General features: G+C 72.2%; 19 protein-coding genes. All 19 read left to right on the top strand.

Annotation, left to right across the window (positions count from 1 at the left end; all coding sequences use genetic code 11):
• Positions 1-94: 94 nt before the first annotated feature.
• The 19 genes from fabG (at position 95) to JEK78_RS22280 (ending at position 20819) form a co-directional block, all read left to right on the top strand.
• The gene (gene fabG / locus JEK78_RS22370; RefSeq protein WP_200261972.1) at positions 95-799 is read left to right on the top strand and encodes a 3-oxoacyl-ACP reductase FabG; all 705 of its coding nucleotides are present in this window, start codon (positions 95-97) and stop codon (positions 797-799) included.
• A 218-nt stretch (positions 800-1017) separates the two neighbouring features.
• Positions 1018-2166: a beta-ketoacyl synthase N-terminal-like domain-containing protein gene (locus tag JEK78_RS22365; RefSeq protein ID WP_200261971.1), complete on the top strand. Its 1149-nt coding sequence runs from the start codon at positions 1018-1020 to the stop codon at positions 2164-2166.
• Positions 2163-2708 carry a beta-ketoacyl synthase chain length factor gene (locus JEK78_RS22360; RefSeq protein WP_200261970.1) on the top strand — a complete coding sequence of 182 codons (546 nt, stop codon included), beginning with the start codon at positions 2163-2165 and terminating at the stop codon, positions 2706-2708. The genes JEK78_RS22365 and JEK78_RS22360 overlap by 4 nt, the downstream gene beginning before the upstream one ends.
• Entirely contained in the window at positions 2705-3214 is a 510-nt protein-coding gene (locus tag JEK78_RS22355) for a hypothetical protein (protein ID WP_200261969.1), read from the top strand. The genes JEK78_RS22360 and JEK78_RS22355 overlap by 4 nt, the downstream gene beginning before the upstream one ends.
• Before the next feature lie 158 nt (positions 3215-3372).
• Entirely contained in the window at positions 3373-4845 is a 1473-nt protein-coding gene (locus JEK78_RS22350; protein WP_200261968.1) for a UbiD family decarboxylase, read from the top strand.
• A 63-nt stretch (positions 4846-4908) separates the two neighbouring features.
• The gene (locus JEK78_RS22345; RefSeq protein ID WP_200261967.1) at positions 4909-5412 is read left to right on the top strand and encodes a MaoC family dehydratase N-terminal domain-containing protein; all 504 of its coding nucleotides are present in this window, start codon (positions 4909-4911) and stop codon (positions 5410-5412) included.
• Entirely contained in the window at positions 5396-5839 is a 444-nt protein-coding gene (locus JEK78_RS22340; RefSeq protein WP_200261966.1) for a MaoC family dehydratase, read from the top strand. The genes JEK78_RS22345 and JEK78_RS22340 overlap by 17 nt, the downstream gene beginning before the upstream one ends.
• 81 nt (positions 5840-5920) lie before the next feature.
• Positions 5921-6847 (top strand): 3-oxoacyl-ACP synthase, encoded by a 927-nt coding sequence (locus JEK78_RS22335; protein ID WP_200261965.1) that lies wholly within the window; start codon positions 5921-5923, stop codon positions 6845-6847.
• 65 nt (positions 6848-6912) lie between these two features.
• Positions 6913-8013, top strand: a complete 1101-nt coding sequence (locus tag JEK78_RS22330; protein WP_200261964.1) for a C45 family peptidase — start codon at positions 6913-6915, stop codon at positions 8011-8013.
• Positions 8010-8894 (top strand): 4'-phosphopantetheinyl transferase superfamily protein, encoded by an 885-nt coding sequence (locus tag JEK78_RS22325; protein ID WP_200261963.1) that lies wholly within the window; start codon positions 8010-8012, stop codon positions 8892-8894. The genes JEK78_RS22330 and JEK78_RS22325 overlap by 4 nt, the downstream gene beginning before the upstream one ends.
• 71 nt (positions 8895-8965) lie before the next feature.
• Complete coding sequence (locus tag JEK78_RS22320; RefSeq protein WP_200261962.1) at positions 8966-10477, top strand: lyase family protein; 1512 nt, start codon at positions 8966-8968, stop codon at positions 10475-10477.
• Positions 10464-12134, top strand: a complete 1671-nt coding sequence (locus tag JEK78_RS22315; protein WP_200261961.1) for an AMP-binding protein — start codon at positions 10464-10466, stop codon at positions 12132-12134. The genes JEK78_RS22320 and JEK78_RS22315 overlap by 14 nt, the downstream gene beginning before the upstream one ends.
• A 68-nt stretch (positions 12135-12202) precedes the next feature.
• The gene (locus JEK78_RS22310) at positions 12203-13702 is read left to right on the top strand and encodes an NAD(P)/FAD-dependent oxidoreductase (protein WP_242483185.1); all 1500 of its coding nucleotides are present in this window, start codon (positions 12203-12205) and stop codon (positions 13700-13702) included.
• Complete coding sequence (locus tag JEK78_RS22305) at positions 13699-14919, top strand: FAD-binding oxidoreductase (protein ID WP_242483184.1); 1221 nt, start codon at positions 13699-13701, stop codon at positions 14917-14919. Before JEK78_RS22310 ends, JEK78_RS22305 begins: the two co-directional genes overlap by 4 nt.
• Before the next feature lie 212 nt (positions 14920-15131).
• A complete protein-coding gene (locus tag JEK78_RS22300; RefSeq protein ID WP_200261959.1) occupies positions 15132-15380 on the top strand; it encodes an acyl carrier protein in 249 nt (82 codons plus the stop codon).
• Between the two features lie 60 nt (positions 15381-15440).
• Complete coding sequence (locus JEK78_RS22295) at positions 15441-17297, top strand: FAD/NAD(P)-binding protein (protein ID WP_242483183.1); 1857 nt, start codon at positions 15441-15443, stop codon at positions 17295-17297.
• A 63-nt stretch (positions 17298-17360) separates the two neighbouring features.
• A complete protein-coding gene (locus JEK78_RS22290) occupies positions 17361-18581 on the top strand; it encodes an acyl-CoA dehydrogenase family protein (protein ID WP_242483182.1) in 1221 nt (406 codons plus the stop codon).
• Positions 18578-19657: a saccharopine dehydrogenase gene (locus tag JEK78_RS22285; protein ID WP_200261958.1), complete on the top strand. Its 1080-nt coding sequence runs from the start codon at positions 18578-18580 to the stop codon at positions 19655-19657. Before JEK78_RS22290 ends, JEK78_RS22285 begins: the two co-directional genes overlap by 4 nt.
• Complete coding sequence (locus tag JEK78_RS22280) at positions 19647-20819, top strand: saccharopine dehydrogenase C-terminal domain-containing protein (RefSeq protein ID WP_200261957.1); 1173 nt, start codon at positions 19647-19649, stop codon at positions 20817-20819. Before JEK78_RS22285 ends, JEK78_RS22280 begins: the two co-directional genes overlap by 11 nt.
• Positions 20820-20830: the final 11 nt, after the last annotated feature.

The following is a 20830-nucleotide window of genomic DNA, read 5'->3' as shown; positions in this document are numbered from 1 at the left end:
GATCAGGCCACCGGGGTGGAGAGACGTGTCCCGCCGGACTCCGGGCGGGAGAAGCGCCCTGAACTTCTCACGAACATCAGGCTGGAGATTACGCATGAGCCGTTCTGTCCTGGTAACCGGCGGGAATCGCGGAATCGGTCTCGCCGTCGCCCGGCGTCTCGGCGCCGACGGCGACCGAGTGGCCGTCACCTACCGCTCGGGCGAGCCGCCGAGCGGCATGACCGCCGTGCCGTGCGATGTCCTGGACGCGACCTCAGTGGACGAGGCGTTCGCCAAGGTGGAGGCGGAGCAAGGGCCGGTGGAGGTACTCGTGGCCAACGCGGGCATCACCAGGGACAAACTGCTGATCCGGATGTCCGAGCAGGACTTCACCTCGGTCGTCGACACCAATCTCACCGGCACCTACCGGGTGGTGAGACGGGCCGCGAGACACCTGATGAGGGCTCGGTCCGGGCGAGTGGTGATCGTCTCCTCGACCGCCGCGCTCAGCGGGGTGGCGGGGCAGGTCAACTACGGCTCCTCCAAAGCCGGGCTCATCGGCATGGCGCGCTCGCTCGCCCGGGAGTTCGCGCCGCGCGGGGTGACGGTGAACGTCGTCGCGCCGGGATTGACGGACACCGCGATGAGCACCGCGCTCGACGACGCGCGGCGCGAGGGAATCGTCGACCGGATCCCTCTGGGGCGGATGGCGACACCCGAGGAAGTGGCCGCGGCGGTCAGGTTCCTGGCGTCCGAGGAGGCCTCGTACGTCACCGGAGCCGTCCTGCCCGTCGACGGCGGCATGGGAATGGGGCACTGAGTGCCCGGCACTCTCGACGAACGGAAGAAGGCGGGAACCTACGCCGCGGCGACGAGAACCGCCCGGTCTCGCCGACCCGGTGCGACCCGGGCCGCGGAGTGCGCGCATCGCGCGGAAAGAGAACCCGATCGTCACCCGCCGATTCACGGGCGACCACGGTCTTGGACGGCTTTCCCGTCCCCTCGGCCGACCTCGACGCAGCCAAGCGGAGGCCTCAGGTGAACCACGAGTGGAAACCGGACCGGACCGGCAGGGCGGTCGCCGTCGCAGGAGCCGCGGTGACGACCGGCTACGGCCGGGGTGTCGAGGCACTGCGCGAAGGCGTCTGGTCGGGCGAACCCGCCTTCGTGCCCGTCACCCGCTTCGACACCGGCAGGTACCGGGTCGGCGTCGCCGCCCAGTGCGACCCCGCCACGAACCTCGACGACGAACTGCTCGCGCTCGCCGAGGAGGCCCTGACCCAGGCCGGTCTCTCCGCGGCGGAACGCGCGGAGGCGCCGCTGGTCATGGCCCGGCACGCCGATCCGGCGATCTCCCGACTGCCACGCGCGGAACAGGAGTCGCGACCGATCAGCGGCACCGCCACGGCGCTCTCGCGCGAGCTGGGACTTGGCGGGGCCGGACGCACCTACATCAACGCCTGCGTTGCGGCCGGCAACGCCCTCGCCGAAGCGGCGTCCTCGATCGCCTCGGGCCGACACGACCGGGTCGTGGTGGCGGCCGGGCACCTGGTCGACGCGGAGTCCTTCACCACCTTCGACGCGGGCAAGGCGATGGCGGACGACGGCCGACTGCGGCCGTTCAGCTCGGGCCGGCGAGGCCTGTTGCTGGGCGACGGCGCGGGAGTGGTCGTGTTGGAGGCCGCCGCGCTCCGACCGGGGAGACGTCCGTTGGGCCTGCTGACGGGCTGGGGCATGGCGGGCGACGCCCACCACGTGTGCCGGCCGCACCCGCGGGGCATCGGAATGGCGCGTGCCATCGCCCGGGCCCTGGACCGGGCCGGTCTGCCCCCGCGGGCGCTGGACTACGTCAACGCGCACGGGACCGGCACGCCGTCCAACGACTCCGCCGAGACCGCCGCGCTGCACCGCGCGCTCGGGGAGCACGCCGAGAGCGTTCCGGTCAGTTCCACCAAGTCGATGCACGGGCACGCTCTCCAGGCGGCCGGAATGGTGGAGTTCGTGATCTGTCTGCTGGCCCTGGAACTCGGTTCGCTGCCCGTCAACTCCGGTTGGCTGGGCCCCGACCCGGACTGCCGCCTCGACCTCGTCCTCGACACCCCGCGACCGGTGGAGGCGCGCCACGTGCTCAGTCTCAACGCCGCCTTCGGGGGCGCGAACACCGCTCTGGTGGTGAGCGCCGCGTGAGGACGACAGCCGACCCGACGCCTGACCGGTCCGAACCGCTGACGGTACTGGCACGGGCCACGTGGTCCGCGGCCGACGACGACCGGCCGCCGAGCCTGCCGGGCTTCACCGCGTCCCCGTTCGCTCCGATCATCGCGCATGTCGCGGACCGGTGCCTGGCCGCATGGCACGAGCGGCCACCGGTCCCTGACGACAGGGCCGAGGGGACCGCCGTGGTGATGGTCTCCCGACTTGGCGACATGGCGACCGAGGCGGCCGTGGTGGACTCCGTCGACCGGGGCACCAAGGCATCGCCACTGCTCTTCTACCAGTCGGTCCCCAGCGCCGTGCTCGGGGTGGTGTCGGCCCGCTGGAACCTTGGAGGAGCGGTCGTCTGCGTCAGTCCGGCCGGCGACTCCCTGGAGGACGGACGGGACCTGGCCGGTCTGTTGATCGAGGATGGCGACGCCCGGGACGTCCTGCTCGTCCTCGTGGAGCTCGCCACCCGTGAGGACCTGGTGGACCGGGCCGAGGCTCTGCTTCTCACCGGAGCCCCGTCGTGACCGGACGCGAACGGGGGGAGGTCCCGGCGGACGAGGAGATCGCCCTCCTGCGTCAAGGCTGGTGGCTGCACGACGCGCGCTGGTATCAGGCGGTGAAGAACCGCTTCGGGCAGGAGGCGGCCAACGAGCTGAACGCCGAGGTGATGCGGTTCGTGGCCCGGCGGATCGCGGCCGTTCACACCCGGCGGCACCCGGTGGGCGACGACCCCGGCCCGCGCGAGGTCGCCGGGGCTCTGGAGGCGCTGGCACGGCTGATGTTCACCCGGGAGATGGTCCGGTTGGACTCCACCGCCTTCGACGACGACGGCTGGGAGACCGTCGTCAGCGAGCACTTCGCGCTGCGGATGCTCAAGGCCAGTCGCTCGCTGGACGGATACCGGTGCCCCTGTGCGGACCTCCGCGCGGGCTGGTTCGAGGGCATCGGCGTCCGGGCGTCCGACGAGGTGGTGGGGTGCATGCGCGAGGGGGACGACGTCTGTCGCTTCCGCGCGTGCCTGAAGTCCTGACCAAGGGGCGAGAGGCGGTACGCGCGTTCCGCGGGGCGCGCGTCCGCGACGGATTCGCCCAGGGGCGCGACCCGGGCGGCGTCCGGGTCGCGCCCCGATTCCGGCCCCCGGCCGGCACGACACACGTTCCACGACCGTGACCGAGGAGGGCGACGCGCGTGAGGCGCTTCACCGACCTGCGTGACTACATCGACGCGCTGGAGGCGCTCGGTGACCTGCGGAGGGTCACCAGGCCCGTGAGCGCCGACCTGGAGGCCGCCGCGATCACCCGCCGTTCGTACGAGATCCGCTCCGCCGCCCCGTTCTTCACCAGGATCGCCGAGGACGAGATCGGGATGCGGATGTTCGGCGCACCTGTCGGTGTCGGCTCCCGGCCCGACATGCGACTGGCGCGGCTGGCGCTCTCGGTGGGCCTGCCGCCGGAGACCGGGGCGGCCGAGATCGTCGACCACCTGGTCCGCACCCGGAACGCCGCCCCGGTACCGCCCCGGAGGGTTCCCAGGGAGTCGGCGCCCTGCAAGGAGAACGTGTTGCTCGGAGAGAAGGCGACACTGGACCGTTTCGCGATTCCGCGGATCCACGAGAAGGACGGCGGACGCTACCTGAACACATGGGGGGTGATCGTCGCCCGTACGCCGGACGGGGAGTGGGTCAACTGGTCGATCTCGCGGATCATGATGCTCGACGGCAGGCGGATGACGGGGCTCGTCGTGCCGCCCCAGCATCTCGGGCTGGTCTGGCAGGCGTGGGCCGAGCGTGGCGAGCCGATGCCGTACGCGCTGGTGCAGGGAGGTGCCCCGACCATTCCCTTCGTGGGCGGCATCCCGCTGCCGCGCGGTGTGGACGAGGCCGGGTACATCGGCGCGCTCCAGGGGGCGCCGGTGGACGTGGTCCCCTGCGAGACCGTCGATCTGGAGGTGCCGGCGCACGCCGAGGTGGTCGTCGAGGGCCACCTGTCGATGGGCCGGGACAGTGTGGAGGGCCCCTTCGGGGAGTACGCGGGATACGCCTCCACTCACTCCTCCCTGCAGCCGGTCTACACGGTCGAGGCGATCACCTACCGTTCCGACCCGATCTGGCCGATAGTCCCGGAGGGCCGGCCGGCCGACGAGTACCACACGGTCACCGGCACCGGTCGGGCGGCGCAGGTCCTGCACGGGCTGCGGCGGGCCGGCCTGCCGGTGACCACGGTGTGGATGCCGTTCCCGGCCGCGATGCACTGGACGGTGGTCACCGTCCCCGACGACTGGCGCTCGGCTCTTCCCGGGGTGGACTCCGAGGAGTTCACCCGCAGGATCGGCGAGGTCATCCACGCCGGCGGCGGGCCCAGCGCCATGATGCCGGTGACCTTCGTACTGGACGACGACGTGGACCCGTCCGACGAGGCGGACCTGTTGTGGGCGCTGGCCACCCGGCTTCACCCGCGGGATCGTCGGCAGTCCTGGGACGGCGTGGTCCTGCCGTTCATGGCCTGCTTCTCCGATCAGGAACGCCAAGCGATGCGCGGCCCCAGCGTCGTCCACGACGGCCTGCTGCCCGCCTGGGGGGAGGGCCGGTTGCGGCACAGCTCCTTCGACCAGGCCTACCCCGAGGACGTGCGCCGCAGGGTGCTGGAGCACTGGGACGACTGAGCGTCGCCGGCCCTTCCGCCACCCGAATCCCCGATCCCCGTCACCCGATGGAGCGACAGCGACATGGCGTTGAACCCCGGCTGCGTGGGCAGGTCGTACCCGCCCTCCCGGCCCTACCCCGTGGAAGCGGGCCTGATCCGACGTTTCGCCGAGGCGGTGGGCGACCCCGCCACCGTCTACACCGACCCGACCGCGGCCCGTGACCTGGGGCACCCCTCGGTGCCCGCCCCGCCGACCCTGGCGTTCGCCGTGGTGGCTCGGGCGATGGGCGAGGTCTTCGCGTACGAGGAGATCGGCTTCGACCCGACCTATCTCATCCACGGCGACCAGCGATTCGTGTACGCGCGCCCCGTGCGCGCCGGCGACAGGCTGACCACCCGGCTGAGCATCACCGGCGCGAAGCACCTGCGGGGCAAGGACGTGCTCACGCTCCGCGCCGATGTCACGGATGTCGGGGACGCCGCCGGCGACGCCGACGACGGTGGCGAGCACGTCGTCACCCTGCACATGACCTTCGTATCCCTCCCCGCCGCGGAAGGAGGTGGCCTGAATGGCGCACGACGTTGAGCGGGTGTCGGTCGGCACCGAACTCCCGTCGAGGACCGTCGACGTGACCCGGGGCGATCTCGTCCGGTACGCCGGTGCCTCCGAGGACTTCAACCCCGTGCACTGGAGCCCCCGAGTGGCCGGCGAGGCCGGTCTCCCGGGCGTGATCGCCCACGGGATGCTCACCATGGCCATCGCCGCGCGCACCCTCACCGACTGGGCGGGCGATCCGGGCGCGGTCGTCGATTACCGCACCCGGTTCACCCGGCCGGTGGTCGTGCCGGACACTCCCGCGGGCGTCCCCGTGGAGGTGCGGGGCACGGTCGGCGCCGTACTCGACGACGGTCTGGTCCGCGTCGACCTCACCGTCACGGTCGCCGGAACCCGGGTTCTCGGCGAGGCACGCGCGATCGTCCGGCCTCCGCGGCCCGCGGGCGCCCGCGCCTGAACGGCGGTGCGCCCCCCGACAGTCGGCCACGGACCGACGTGTCCGGCACGGAACGACGGACGAGACGGAAGAGAGGGAAGGATGGGCACTGCACCGGTCTTCCTCCACGCGCCCCGCTACGTCCTGGGCGAGACCGAGGAACCGTACACGGCGGTACGGGACCTGGAGGCACGCGCCGCGCGCTTCGCGATCCCGGTGGCCCCGGCGACCTGGGGTTGGGGCAGCTTCCACCGCACCGGACGGGCCCCGGCGGAGTTGGCGGTGGCCAGCGGCAACGAGACGCTCGACGCCGCGGGGGTGTCCCGCGACGAGGTGGACGCGTTGATCGTCTGCACCAGCGCCTTCCCGGACTTCGTCGACGATCACGCCGGCTATCTGGGCGCGGTCCTCGACGGCCTGGGTCTGACCCGGACGTCGTTCGCCTGCGGGATGACGTTGAACCGGTGCAACAACCTGCTGGCCGCTCTGCACTTGGCGCGCTCCCTGGTCGCCGGCGGTGGTCACCGGTGGGTGCTGGTGGTGACGGCGGACCGGATCGCCGACGAGTCTTTGCGGCTGGAGAAGTTCGCCCTGTTCAGCGATGGGGCGGCGAGCTGCCTGGTCGGGGCGGAGGAGCGCGGGGCCGACGCCTTCGCGTTGCTGGCCTCGGCGGCGGCCCAGGACCACGCCGCGATCCGGTCCGGAGACCGGATCGACGCGCGTCTCGCCGTGGCGGTCAACGAGGAGTTGGAGGTGGTCGCCGGGATCCCCCGAGAAAAGATCACCGCGGTTCTTCCGGCGAATCTGGTCCGCCCCCTGGTGCTGATGAAGGAACGCCAGGCCGGTTTCGCGGCCCATCAGGTGCGGCTCGGCGACGTGGAGCGGCTAGGACACTGCTTCGCCGCCGATCCGGTGATCAACCTCGCCGATCTGTCGGCCTCGGGGGAGGCTGTGGCGGGGGGGCTCTACCTGCTCGCGTCCAGCGTCCCCGGGGCACGCCACGGGGTACTGCTCCGGAGGGCGTCGTGACAGGCGCGACGACGGGGGCGAGCAAGAGCGCGACGACCGCGTCCGCCGACGAGGGAGGTGCCCCGATGAACTCCGACACACCCGCTCCCTTCATCGAACTGCACGGTGATGCCTATGAGTTGGGACGTCAACACGGTGCCGCGCGGGCCGAGGGACTCCGCGCCTTCCTGGACGACGGAACGGCCCGACTGGACCGACTCCTGGACGCCCCGGTGTCCGGGAAGGCCCTGAGGGAGACCCTGGCGGCCTTCCGCGTGGAGATCGAAGCCGGGGTGCCCGAACTCGCCGAGGAGATCCGGGGGCTCGCCGACGGCGCCGGTCTCGACGCGGACGAGGCTCTCCTGCTCCAGCTCCGCCGCGAGCTGCTGGGCTACCGGGGCACCCGACGTCCGTCGGGCGACTGCACCACCTACGCCCGGGTCTCCCCCGGCGGCCGGGCCACGCTGGCCCAGACCGTCGATCTCAACGGCGACCTCGACGATCAGACGGCGGTACTGTCCATCCGTCGCACGGGGTCGCCGCGCCGGGTGATGACACTCAGCTTCGGCGGGCTCCTCGGCTACCTCGGCATGAACAGCGACGGACTGGCCGTCGGTATCAACCTGGTGTTGGGAGGAGCCTGGGAGCCCGGGGTGCCACCCTATCTGGCGGTACGTCATGTGCTGGACAACGCCGCGTCGGTGGAGGAGGCGCTGGAGCTTCTCCACGGACTTCGCCTGGCGAGCTCCCGGTCGCTGACCCTGTGCGACGAGCGACACGCCGCCTGGGTGGAGGCGATGGACGGCGACAAGCGGGTCGTGCGCGGCCCCGCTCTCGTCCACGCCAATCATTTCCTACACCCGGACTTCGTTCCCTACGACGAGTTGAACGTGTTCGCCAAGAACGGCTCCCTGCGAAGGTGGGACGCCTGCTCGGTCAGGCTGAGGGCACTACCCGACGACGCCCCGGTCGACGACCACTTGGCGGTGTTGACGACGCCCCCCGTCTTCGTGCCGGACGACGGGGACATCCGACGCGAGCGGACCGTCGCCGTGGTGGCGATGCGTCCGCGCGAGGGTGAACTCCGGCTGCTCGGGTCCCGTCCGGACCAGGAGGCCCGGGTGTTCTCCTTCACGGGGAACGCCCGGTCCGGTTCGGCGAGGACCGGCGGGGCGGTGCGAGGGTGACCGCCGACGTGGAGGGCTGGCTGATCTCACTGGACGACACGGCGGGGTACCGCTGGGACGACGCCCGTTGTCGCGCCGACCTGTCACCCGAGGAGACTCGGCGGGCAGCGCGTTTCGCGCGCGCTCCCGCGTCCGTCTCCTACGTGCGGGGCCGCTCCGCGGTGCGTCGGGTGCTGGGGAGTGCGCTCGGCCGGCGGCCCCGGGACGTGCGGATCGCCGTCGACCCGGGCGGTGGGCCGACGCTGCCGGACCATCCGGACCACTCGGCGAGCTGGTCCCGAACGGCCGACGTGTTGCTGGTGGCGGTGGGGCCCGTCCCGCGGATCGGGGTGGACGTGGAGGTGATCAGGCGGGTCGGGTCGCCGGCGAGGGTGCTGGGCACCTGCTACCCGAGCGTGGACGCGCTGGGCGACCTGGGGGATCCGGAGGCGTTCTTCTCCGCCTGGACGCTGTTGGAGGCGTCGGTGAAGGCGACGGGGCTGGGGCTGGCGCGCGGCGCCCGGCATGTTCGGCTGGGCCGGCCGCCGGGCTCGACGCGCTGCGTCCTGGCGGGCGTCCGGGACACCGGCGCGTTCGCCTGGTCCGGCGGCACCGACCGGGTGTCGGCGCCGAGGGAGGGGGTCGAGGTGATGGCCGCCGTGGTGACGGGTCGTAGTGACGCGGGCGCTCTCGCTCGCTCTCCCGGCCGCCGAGTCGGCGACGGCGACGCGCCGAGCGGGGGCCGGCCGGCCGGGGATCACGCAGGCGCGGACCGTGCGACGGGCCGCTCCCCTCTGCGACTGAGGCTCTGGCAGCGACCGCCCGACCTGTGCCGCCCACGCGCGTCGGGCCCGCGAGCGACGTCACCGCCCCCGGTCGCCGTTCGAGGAACGGACCGGTGAACGCCCCACCAGGAGAGTCCCGCACTTCGACTGCCGGCGGCCCCGGCGCCCCGCCCGCGAAAGGAGCAGCGATGTCACGCGCCCCGAAGCCACGGTCCCGGCCCCCCTCCGCGCGACGCGGGTCGGGCACCGGCGCCGGGACCGACTCGGGTCTGTTGTCGCCGGTATGGGCCGGGACCCCGGTGGAGGCGATCACCTCGGATGAGGCATGGCTGGCGGCGATGACCGAGTTCGAGGCAGCCCTGGCCGCGGCCCAGGCCCGGATGGGGGCGGTACCGGGGTCGACGGCGGAGGCGCTCCGCGCGGTGTGGGCGGACCCGGGCCTGGACCCGGTCGAGCTGGCCCGTGTCGGCAGGGAGGCCGCCAACCCGGTCGTCCACTTCGTCAGGCGGCTCACCGAGAGGGTGGCCGAGCGGGACGCGGAGGCGGCTCGCCACGTGCACGCCGGGTCCACCAGCCAGGACGTGCTGGACTCGGCCGCGATGCTGATCGCGACGCGGACGCTGGTCCTGCTCCGCGACGACCTCGCGCGCATCCGCCTCGCCCTCGCCCGGCTGGCGGGTGAGCACCGCTCCACCCTCGCGGTCGCCCGCACGCTGACGCAGCATGCCGTGCCGACCACCTTCGGCGCCCGGGCGGCCGGTTGGCTGACCCTGGTCTGCGACGCCCACGACCGGGTGGACGCCCTGGTGAGGGCCGGGCTCCCGGTCTCGATGGGCGGCGCGGCCGGGACCCTGGCCGGCTACCACGACCATCTGGTCGCCGCCGGCGTGCCGGGTGACCACCCCGAGCTGCGACTCGCGGACCTGGTCGCGGACGAGCTGGGACTGGCGCGTCCGATGGGGCCCTGGCACGCGGTGCGTACCCCCGTGGTGGATCTCGCCGCCGTGCTGGGTTTCGTGGGCGGCGCGCTCGGCAAGTTCGCGGCGGACGTGCTGGTGCTGGCCCGGACCGAGATCGGCGAGGTGGCCGAGCCGGCGGCGGTGGGTCGTGGCCAGTCGTCGGCGATGCCGCAGAAGCGCAACCCGGTGCTGAGCACCCTGGTGGTGACGGCCGCTCGGCAGCTTCCGGTGTACGCCTTGGTGTTGGGCCAGTCGATGGTGGCCGAGGACGAGCGGTCCTCGGGTGCCTGGCATGCCGAGTGGCAGCCCTTGCGGGAGTGTCTGCGGTTGGCGGGCGGCGCCGGGCACACCGCGGCGGAGCTGGCCGAGGGCCTGACCGTGTCGGCCGCGCGGGCCCGCGCCAATCTGGCGCTGACCGGGAGCGGCCCGGTGTCGGAGCGTCTTTCCGTCGCGCTGATGCCCGAGTTGGGCCGGCAGCGGGCCAAGGATGCCGTGGCCCGCGCGGTGCGGGCCACGGAGAAGGGGGTGCCCGCGGCGGAGGCGCTGCGGGATGCCCTCAAGGAGGCGGGACTCGTCGACGGACGGTCCGCGTGCCTCGACTCGCTCGACGAACTTCTCGATCCGGAGCGCTATCTGGGCGCCGCCGGACGCCTGGTCGACCGTGCCACAGCTCGTGCGGGCTCGGCGACCTCCCCTCTCGACCCCTCGGAAGGACTGGAGACCACACATGATGATCAGTGAGGAGCTGCGCCGGAGGATCCTCGACGACCGGGCCCTGGGCGCGGGCAACGTGCTGCACCGTCTGCCGCTGTACGGGCGGGCCGACGACGAGCGGGTGCTGTGGTTGGACGGTACCTGGCGGGCGCCCTCCGGCGACCATCCCGAGGTGCTCACCCTCGGGGAGTTGCGGGAGGTGGTGGCCACGTACGCGGGCCACTATCGGCGCCGGGGGGTACGGGCCAAGGACGCTGTCGCCGTCGTGACCACCTCCATCACCGACTTCGCGTTGCATCTGATGGCGCTGACCGGCATCGGTGCCATCGCCTCGTTGGTGAACGCGAACATGCCGGAGGAGACGCGACGCGAGTACATCCGCCGGCAGCGGGTGGTGGGCATCGTGACCCGCGAGCCGTGGTATCAGGACCTTCGGGCCCACCTGGAGGACGACGAGCCACCGGCCTTCGTGGCGGTCCAGGACGAGATCGTGCCCGGGGACCGGGAGTACCTGCCGGAGGGGTACCCCTTCCGGCACGCGCCGAACGATCCCGTTCTGATCTCGCACTCCTCGGGGACGACGGGCATCCCGAAGTCGGCCTTCCACACCCACGAGACCTTGTTCCATGGGGCGTTGAGCCGGTTGTCGGACGGACTCGACTGCAGCACCCGGGCTCGGCTGTTGGCGTTGCCCGGCCATCACGTGTCGGCGATGTCGAACACGTTGTTGGGGCTGGTGCTCGGGGCACCGGTGATCCATTACACCGATCCCAGCGGGAAGGCCGTGCTGGACGGGATCGAGAGGTTCCGTCCGACCATCGTGTTCGGCTTCACACACACCTTCATGGAGATGGCGGGGGAGGATCTGGACGACCGGGACCTGTCCTGTGTCGAGGGATTCTACGCCTCAGGCGACGCCGCCCACGTGGTGCACATCAAGCGCCTGTTGGAGAAGGGGCGGCATCCTGTGACGGGCCGCGACCTGAAGCCGAGGACGGAGCCGGGGGCGATCTTCCTGGACATCTTCGGTTCGACCGAGATGGGCTACGTCCTGTTCGACTACGTCCACCGGCCGGGTGCGCCGAGCATGGGTCGCTGTATCGGGCGTCCGATGCGGTTCGCGGAGGCGGCGGTCCTGGCGGAGGACGGGTCGGTGTTGCCGCCGGGCAGGGTGGGGCGGCTCGGGGTGCGCTCCCGGTCGTTGACGCCGGGTTTCTGGAACGACAACGTGCGTTGGCACCGGCAGTGGCTGGGTGGCTACTTCCTCACGGGCGACCTGGTGTACCGGGACGGCGGCAACAACTTCTACCACCTGGATCGCACCACCGACGCCATCCGCACCGCCGAGGGCATGGTGTACAGCGCCTACACCGAGGAGTTGTTGCTCGGCGAGCATCCCCGGATCCGGGACTGCACGGTGGTCGGGGTGGCCGAGGAGGGCGTGCGGTTCGGCTGGGAGAACGAGGGTGTCGCGGAGACGTACATGTTGCTGAACCTCATGGAGGGGGCCGCGGCACCGGAGGACCGGACGGAGTGGGTGAACGCGGCGCTGACCCGGCACGGCTTGCCGCCGGTGCGGGGGGCGGTGGTCGTCGGCGAGGACGAGATTCCGGTGGGTATCACCGGCAAGGTGCTCAAGCGCGTGCTGCGCGAGCGGGCTCGGGCGTTGGCCGCGGCCGAGTAGACGACGTCCCGACCGACCGGGCGGGGGGCGGCGTCTCCCGCCCGGTCATCGGAGAGGAGGACTTGGACGTGGACTACGACGTGATCGTCGTCGGCAGCGGGTTGGGCGGGCTGGCCGCCGCCACGACTCTGCAACGCGGCGGCAAGCGAACCTTGTTGGTTGAGCGACACAGCGTGCCCGGCGGGGCGGCCACCTCGTTCGTTCGGGGCCGCTTCGAGTTCGAGGTGTCGCTGCACCAGTTGGGCGGCATGGGCGGACACGAACCGCTCAAGGCCGTGCTGGACGATCTTGACGTGACCCGTCGGCTGGAGTGGCTGGAGGACGGCGACCTGTGCCGGACTGTCGTGCCGGGCGAGGTGGACGTCGTCCTGCCGCACGACTGGAAGGCGATGGCGGACGTCCTGGACGGGATCGCTCCCGGCAACCGGCGGGCGATCGAGCGGTTCCTCCGGATCGTCAGGGAGACGGGGCTGTGGCAGCTGACGGCCCGGGTGAGCCTGGACCGGATGGAGGAACAGCTGCAGTGGCTGCGCACGCTGCCGGATGTGCGGCGCCACGCCCTGCGCACGTTTCGGGAGGTGCTCGACGAGTTCTTCACCGACGAGCGGCTGAAGATCGTGCTGTCCTCGTACTGGAGCTACAACGGTCAACTTCCGCACCGGATCGCCTTCGTGGACATGGCCCGGCTGCTCGCGCTGTATGTGGAGACCAAGCCGTACCAGGTGGTCGGGGGAAGTCAGGCTCTCTCCTCGGCGCTGGTGGAGTCGTTCGAGGAGGCCGGCGGGGAGCTGTGGCTCAACACGGTCGTCGACCGGATCGTCACGCGCGACGGCGCCGCGGTGGGGGTGCGGCTGGGCGACGGCGAAACGGTCGGCGCGGGGCTGGTGGTCTCCAACGCGCCTTCGCCGACGACCTACACGCGGCTGCTGGACGACCCGGACGTGGTGCCCGCGCGGACATTGCGGGACCTGCGGTCGCGACGGCTGGGCTCGTCCGCGACCTGCCTGTTCCTCGGGTTGGACGCCTCGCCGGGAGAGCTGGGCTTCACCGCCTCCACCACGTTCCTCTCGGCGGGCCTGGACGAGCGGGCGATCCTGCGGGGAGCCCACTCGTTGGAGGAGCCCTGTCCCTTCATGATCGTCACCTGCTACGACGTCCGACCCACCGGGTTCTCGCCACGTGGCGGTTCGCAGGTGGTGCTGTCGTCGATCCAGTACTCCGAGCCGTGGGAGTCGCTGGCACCGGAGGAGTACGCGAGAGCCAAGGACGCCTACGCACGGTCGCAGCTCGACCTGGTCGAGTCGTTGGTACCAGGCATCCGGGACGTGATCGAGGAGGCGGAGTGCGCCACCCCGCTGACCTTCAAGCGGTACACCGACCAGCCGGGCGGGGCGATCTACGGATTCGACCAGGACATCACCGACAGCTGGCTCTTCCACGACGAAGACCTGCGGCAGAACGTACCGGGGCTGCTGCTGACCAGCAACTGGACGACGGCGGGCGGATACAACTCGAACCTCGTGACCGCCGCCCGGCGGTGCCGGCGACTACTGGAGGCGGGGCAGTGACCTTCGACGACGCGGAGCAGGACATGGGAGAACCGCCCTACACCCCGGCGGTCAATCCCCTGGCCCGTCTGCTCGACGGTGTGGACGACGTCGTCAGACGCCTCCGAGAGCAGGCGGAGCGACAACCGGAGCACCCCGCGGAGGCGCGTGCCGAGGTGGAGCCGCTGCACCCCCGCGGCCTCGACCTCACCCTGTCCGAGATCGTCGAGGAGACCCCGACGACGAGAACTCTGCGCCTGCGGGCGTCCGACGGCGGGAGCCTGCCTCCGTTCCGGGCCGGTCAGTACATCAGCCTGGACGTCGCCGTCGACGGGGTGGAGACGAACCGGGCGTTCTCCATCTCCTCCAGTCCGAACCGGCTCGACCACTACGACCTCACGGTGCGCCGACTGCCGGGCGGGCTGGTCAGCGGCCATCTCCTCGACCGGGTGGCCGTCGGCGACCGCTTCACCAGTGGTGGTCCGATGGGCACCTTCACCCACGACCCGCTGTTCCACGGGGACGACGTGCTGTTCCTGGCGGGCGGCTCCGGGGTGGCGCCCGCGATGAGCATGATCCGGGAGATCGTGGAGTCGCGCCTGCCGCGGCGCATGACCTTGCTCTACGGGTCCCGGCGGTCGGACGACATCATCTTCAAGGACGAACTGGACGCCATCGAGCGTGACCACCCCAGCATCGTGGTGCACCACGTGCTCGCCGAGAACGAGCCGGGTTGGGCGGGGGCGGTCAAGCCGCTGGACGCCGCGCTGATCGGGGAACTGGTCGGTCCGCTCGACGGGCGGATGGTCTATCTGTGCGGGCCCGCCTACAAGTACCCCTATCTGACAGCCCAGTTGCGCTCCCTGGGGCTACCCGGTCGACGCGTTCGCAAGGAGGCCAACTACGTGGCCCTTCCGCCGCCGAAGGCGCCCGGCTGGCCGGCCGGATTGGACCCCGAGCAGGAGGTCACCGTCGACGTACGGGGGAGGGGGTCCTTCCGCATGCCCCGCGGCCGGGAGTTGCTCTACGCGCTGGAGGAGAACGGTATGCCCCCGGAGGCCTCCTGCCGGTCCGGCGAGTGCGGGGACTGCCGGGTCAAGGTCTGCTCCGGCGAGGTCTTCCACGCGGAGGAGGCACGCGTGCGCATGGCGGACCGCGAATCCGGCCACGCCCACTCCTGTGTGGCCTACCCTCTCACCGACATCGAGGTGGATTTCAGGCCCGGCAGGGGATTCTAGAACCCTCCGCACCGAAATCAAGAAAATCACCCTTCCCTCTTGCCATCCACCCCCCCCGTACGATGCAATGAAAGCGGCGCACTCTTGGGGCCGCCACTCGCATCGGGCGAATTCCGGCCGCCCCCTCCTTTCCTCTCTTTGCACCTCCCCACAATCGACATTTCCCGGGGAGGCGACACCTGACTGCCAACCACTCGACTGGAGGTACAGACATGCCTGCTGAACTGCGTGATGTCGTCGTCGGCGCCCTTCGCGACATGAACTTCGAGGTGGATTCGGCAAGCGAAGACACCCCGCTCGGCGAGGGGGGTCTCGAATTGGAGTCCCTTTCCCTGGCCGAGCTGGTCATGCAGCTGGACACCTTCGGCGTCGAATTCTCCGACGAGGAGATGGAAAAACTCACGGGCATGACACTCGGAGAATTCACGAAGGAGGCCGAACGCCGCGCCGCGGCCAAGTGACAGACCACCTCGACCGTGGCCGACGCCCACCCCCGCGCGGGCGCGCCGTATGGAGGAGACGTGACCTTGCCGCAGCCGACCAGGGCGGTGTGCGTGGTGGGGGCGGGGCCGCGAGGGCTCGCCGTCATCGAGCGGTTGAGCGCCCGTCACACGGACGGGCGCCCGCTGCTGGTCCACGTGGTCGACCCGTATCCGCCGGGGCCCGGCCGCACATGGCGTACGGAGCAGCCGCCCCACCTGCTCATGAACACGGTGACCTCGCAGGTCAGCCAGTTCACCGACGACAGTGTCCGCTGCTCCGGCCCGATCCGGCCGGGCCCGAGCCTGCACGAGTGGCTGCACCGTCGTCCGGACGGCCCGTGGAGCGCCGCGGAGCGGCTCGGCCCGGACGACTACCCCACCCGGGCCCAGTACGGCCACTACCTGGAGTGGGTCTTCCGACGCCTGATCGACGACGCCCCCGCCGGGCTGGGCCACGTCGTCCACCGGCGAACCGCGGTCGCGCTGGACGACGGGCCGGACGGCCGCCAACGCCTCACCCTGGACGACGGCTCCCGCATCGAAGGACTGGACACCGTGGTCCTGGCCCTCGGGCACGGAGCCAACGAACCGACCGACGAGGAGACGTCGTTGGCCGCCTGCGCGAGAGCGAGCGGGGTGCGCTATCTGCCGCCGGGCAACCCCGCGGACGCGGACCTGGACGCGGTGCGGCCCGGCGAGGTCGTGGCGGTCCGCGGCCTGGGGCTCGCCTTCTTCGACGTCCTCTCCCTCCTCACCGAGGGACGAGGGGGGAAGTTCGTCCCCTCCCCCGAGGGCCTGCGGTACCTTCCCTCCGGCCAGGAGCCGGTGATGTACGCCGGTTCCCGGCGCGGCGTCCCCTACCATGCCCGAGGGGAGAACCAGAAGGGACCGTCGGGCCGGCACGAGCCGCTGTTCCTGACACCGGAGGCGATCCGCCGCGTCAGGGCCACGCCGGGTGCCACCTTCCGGCGGGACGTGTGGCCACTGCTGGACGCGGAGGTGCGCGCGGTCCACCACCACGCCCTGCTCGCCCTGCGGGCCGGGCGCGCCTCGGCCGACCGATTCCTGGTCGAGTACCGGGCCGCACCCGCTCCCGAACGCCGCGAGGTCGCGCGCCGGCACGGCCTGTCGCGGGCGGACGAGTGGGACTGGAGCGCGGTGGAACGCCCCTGGGGCGAGCGAGTCTTCTCCGGCCGGGAGGACTTCCACCGATGGCTCCTGGCCCACCTGCGCGCGGATGTGCGGCACGCCCGCGCCGGAAACGTGGACGATCCGGTCAAGGCGGCCTTGGACGTCCTTCGTGACCTGCGCAACGAGGTCCGGCTCGCCATCGACCACGCCGGGATCACCGGCACGTCCTACCGCGACGAGGTGGTGGGCTGGTTCACCCCGCTCAACGCCTACCTGTCCATCGGCCCGCCCCTGTCCCGCGTGGAGGAGATGATCGCCCTCGTGGAGAGCGGGATCCTGCGGGTGGTCGGCCCGGGCGCCCGGGTCGCGCCGGTTCCGGGCGGCGGCGGGTTCCTCGTCGACTCCACCGAGGTCGCCGGGCCCCCCGTCACGGCGACGACCCTCGTCGACGCCCGCATAGCCGAGCCGGACCTGCGCCGCAGCACGAACCCGCTGCTCCGTCACCTGCTCGCCACCGGACAGTGTCGGCCGTACCGGATCCCCGACGCCGACGGCGGACGCGGCTATGAGAGCGGCGGCCTGGACGTCACCGCGCGTCCCTACCGCGTGGTGGACGCCGCGGGCGTCGGGCACCCGCGACGGTTCGCCTACGGGGTGCCCACCGAGTACGTGCACTGGGCCACCGCCGCGGGCATCCGGCCCGGCGTCGGCTCGGTGATCCTGGAGGACGCCGACGCCATCGCCCGTGCGGCGATGGAACCTTGACGCCCCGTCCGCAATGGAGTCCACCCCGTCCCGTCCGACCGGAATCCGCACGGAGTCACCGCAGTGGACACGACCACGATGTTCGACCCCGACCTGCTGTCCCTTCCTCTCTACGACGACGAACACCGACGTTTCGCCCATCGGTTCGGCACCTGGTGCGAGGAGTACCGGCACCTCTGGGAGACCACGCGTCGCACTCCCCCGCACGACGCCGGAAGGCGGCTGGTGGAACTGCTCGGCACGGACGGCTGGCTCGCCGGGCTCGACCCCGACGCCGGCGCCCCGGACGTCCCCACCGACCTGCGCGCCCTCTGCCTGGGCCGGGAGGCGCTCGCCTACACCGAGGACCTGGCGGACTTCGCGTACTCCATCCAGTCCCTCTCGGCGACACCACTGATCCGCTTCGGCGACGCGGAGCAACGACGGCGCTACCTGCCTGCCATGGCCAAGGGCTTGCTGATCGGGGCGTTCGCGGTATCGGAACGGGGGGCCGGTTCGGAGATGGCCGCGGTCGCGCTGAGCGCTCGCCCGGACGGCGGCGACTACGTCCTGGACGGCGCCAAGGCGTGGATCGCCCACGCCACCGTCGCCGACCTCTTCGTCGTCGTCGCCCGGACCGGCGAGGGGCCGGGGCCCCTCGGCCTGACGGCGTTCCTGGTGCCCGCCGACACCCCGGGCCTGCGGGTGGAGCCACTGGAGGCCATCGCCCCGCGTTCGTTCGGCCATCTGGTGCTGGAGAGCTGTCGACTGCCACGCGCGTCGGTGCTCGGAGGCCCCGGCCGGGGTTACGTCGTCGCCATGGACCTGCTCGCACGCTTCAGGATGACGGTCGCCGCCGCCGCGCTCGGTTTCGCCCGGCGCGCCGCCGACACCGCTCTCGCGCACACCAGGAACCGCCGTGCCTACGGCGGAACCCTCTTCGACCTCCAGTTGGTGAAGGCGTCGCTGGCCGACATGGCGGTGCGCATCGACGCCTCGGCACTGCTGACGGCCAGGGCGGCCTGGGAATGCGACCGAGGCAACCGCGGCTACCCCCGGTACTCCGACATCGCCAAAGTGCACGCCACGGAGGCGGCCCAGGAGACCGTCGACGCAGCCGTCCAATTGTTCGGGGCGGCCGGTGTGGTGCGCGACAACCTCCCCGAGCGGCTCTACCGGCAGATCCGCTCGCTGCGCGTCTACGAGGGCTCCACCGACGTGCTCCGGCTCGCCGTCGCGGACTCCCTCGACTTCCGTCGCGCCGAACTCGCCGCCGGACGGCTCGCCGGGGAGGTGCACCGGTGACCGAGCGCCCCCACCTCTGGATGCGTCACGAGACCAGGGCCACCGAGCGTCGGGCACCGCTGGTACCCGAGGACGCCGCCCGCCTGGTCCGCGACGGAGTGGCGGTCACCGTCGAGGAATCCCCGCGACGGGCCTTCCCCCTCGACGCCTACGAACGCGTCGGCTGCGCCACCGCGCCGGCGGGCGCCTGGGCCCGCTCCCCCGCCGACACCTACGTCCTGGGCCTGAAGGAACTGCCCGAGTCGCCGCACGCGCTGCGACACCGCCACATCTTCTTCGGCCACGCCTACAAGGGGCAGGAGGGTGCCGCCGCACTGCTCGGCAGGTTCGTCGCGGGCGGCGGCGCCCTGCTGGATCTGGAGTACCTGACGGACCCGTCGGGTCGTCGACTCGCCGCCTTCGGCTACTGGGCCGGATACCTGGGCGCCGCTCTCGCCGTGCTGCGCCGGCGCGGGGCACTGGACGTCCCGCTCGTGCCGCTGGACCGCGCCCGGTGGGACGCGGCTCTCGCGGCCACCGAGCCGGAAGGCGAACGCGCCCTCGTCGTCGGGGCCCTGGGCCGCAGCGGACGCGGGGCCTGCGACGCGCTGGAGACAGCGGGGATCACCCCGACGCGCTGGGACGTCGAGGAGACCCGCGACCTGGACCGCGCCGCGCTGCTCGGCCACGACGTCCTCGTCAACACCGTGCTCGTCACCCGACCCGTCGACCCGCTCCTGCGCCCCGCCGACCTGGACGCGCCGGACCGTCGGCTCTCCCTGGTCTCGGACGTGACGTGCGACGTCGGCTCGGAGTGCAACGTGCTCCCCGTCTACGACACCGTCACCGACTGGGCGCGACCGGTGCGCCGACTGCGCGAGGGCGAGCGCCCCCTGGACCTGATCGCCGTGGACAACCTGCCCTCGCTGGTGCCCGACGAGGCATCCCGGGCGTTCTCGGCGGACCTGGCCCCGCCGCTGTCGCGGCTGGGTGGGGGCGACGGCGCCTGGGTCCGCTGCCTGCGGGCCTTCGTCCGGGCGGCCCGATCGACCACGACACCCCGACGGACCCCGCGGAAGGACACCCATGCGTGCTGAACCGAGGAGCGCCGGCGGTACCGTGCACTGGGTGGGCACCGGCCTCTCCACGGGCGGGACCGGGCTCCGGGCCGTCTGCGACCGCGCCGCGCGGGTGGTCGTGTGGGACCGCGCCGTGGCACGCGGACGCCGGCGGCTGGCGGCCCTCGGGCTGGAGGACCGGGCCGAGGTCCGCGCGCTGGACGAGGGGGTGCCGGAGTCCGCGGTGGCCCCCGGGGACGTGGTCGTTTCCATGCTGCCGGCCACCGAACATCCCGCGCTGCTGCGACTGGCGCTCGCCCGCCGCGCGCACTTCGCCTGCACGAGCTACGCCTCGGCGGAGCTGGTCGAGGAGGCCGCGCGCGCGAAGGAAGAGGGACTCGTGGTCCTCACGGAGGCCGGACTGGATCCCGGAGTCGACCACCTGATGGCCCACCGGCTGGTGGAGGAGGCGCGCGCCGCCGTCGGGGACGGGCCCGGGCTCACCGCGACGTTCACGTCGTACTGCGGGGGGCTGCCGGCGGTCCCGAACGACTTCCGCTACCGCTTCAGCTGGGCGCCCTACGGAGTCCTCGCCGCGCTCGGCACGCCGGCCCGCTACATCGAGGACGGCGTGTCCCGCACGGCCGCGCGTCCTTGGGAGGCGGTGCGTCCGCTGGTGCTCGACGGGGAACGCTTCGAGGTCTATCCCAACCGGGACAGTCTCCCGTTCGTCGCGCAGTACGGGTTTCCCGCGGGCTGGCGGGTTTCCTCCTTCGTCCGCGGCACGCTGCGCAACGAGGGCTGGAGGGCCGCCTGGCGGGAGGTCTTCGCGACGGTGCGCACCGGCGACGAGGAGCGGATCAGAGCGCTGGCGGCCGAGCTCGCCGGCCGCCATCCGACCACCGAGGGCGACCGTGACCGGGTGGTGCTGACGGTCGCGTTGACCCTGCGGGACGTGGGTGGGGCGGTGGTGAGCGAGGGTTCGGGGCTCTTGGACGTCACGGGAGACGCGTCGGAGAGCGCGATGGCCCGCTGTGTGTCGCTGCCGCTGGCGTACGGGGTGCGGCGCGTCCTGGACGGCGCGCTGCCGTCCGGGCTGCACCGCGCCGCACCGGACGCCGTCGAGGCCGCCCGCTGGCTGGACTTCCTCGACGGGCACGGCCTCCGCGTCACGTCCCCCGAACCGAATCGACCGGCTTGACCCTCTCGTCG

This window comes from Streptomyces sp. HSG2, from assembly GCF_016598575.1.
Classification (GTDB): domain Bacteria; phylum Actinomycetota; class Actinomycetes; order Streptomycetales; family Streptomycetaceae; genus Streptomyces.
The sequence above is the reverse complement of the archived record's forward strand: the minus strand, read 5'-3'. Positions and strand labels throughout refer to the sequence as shown.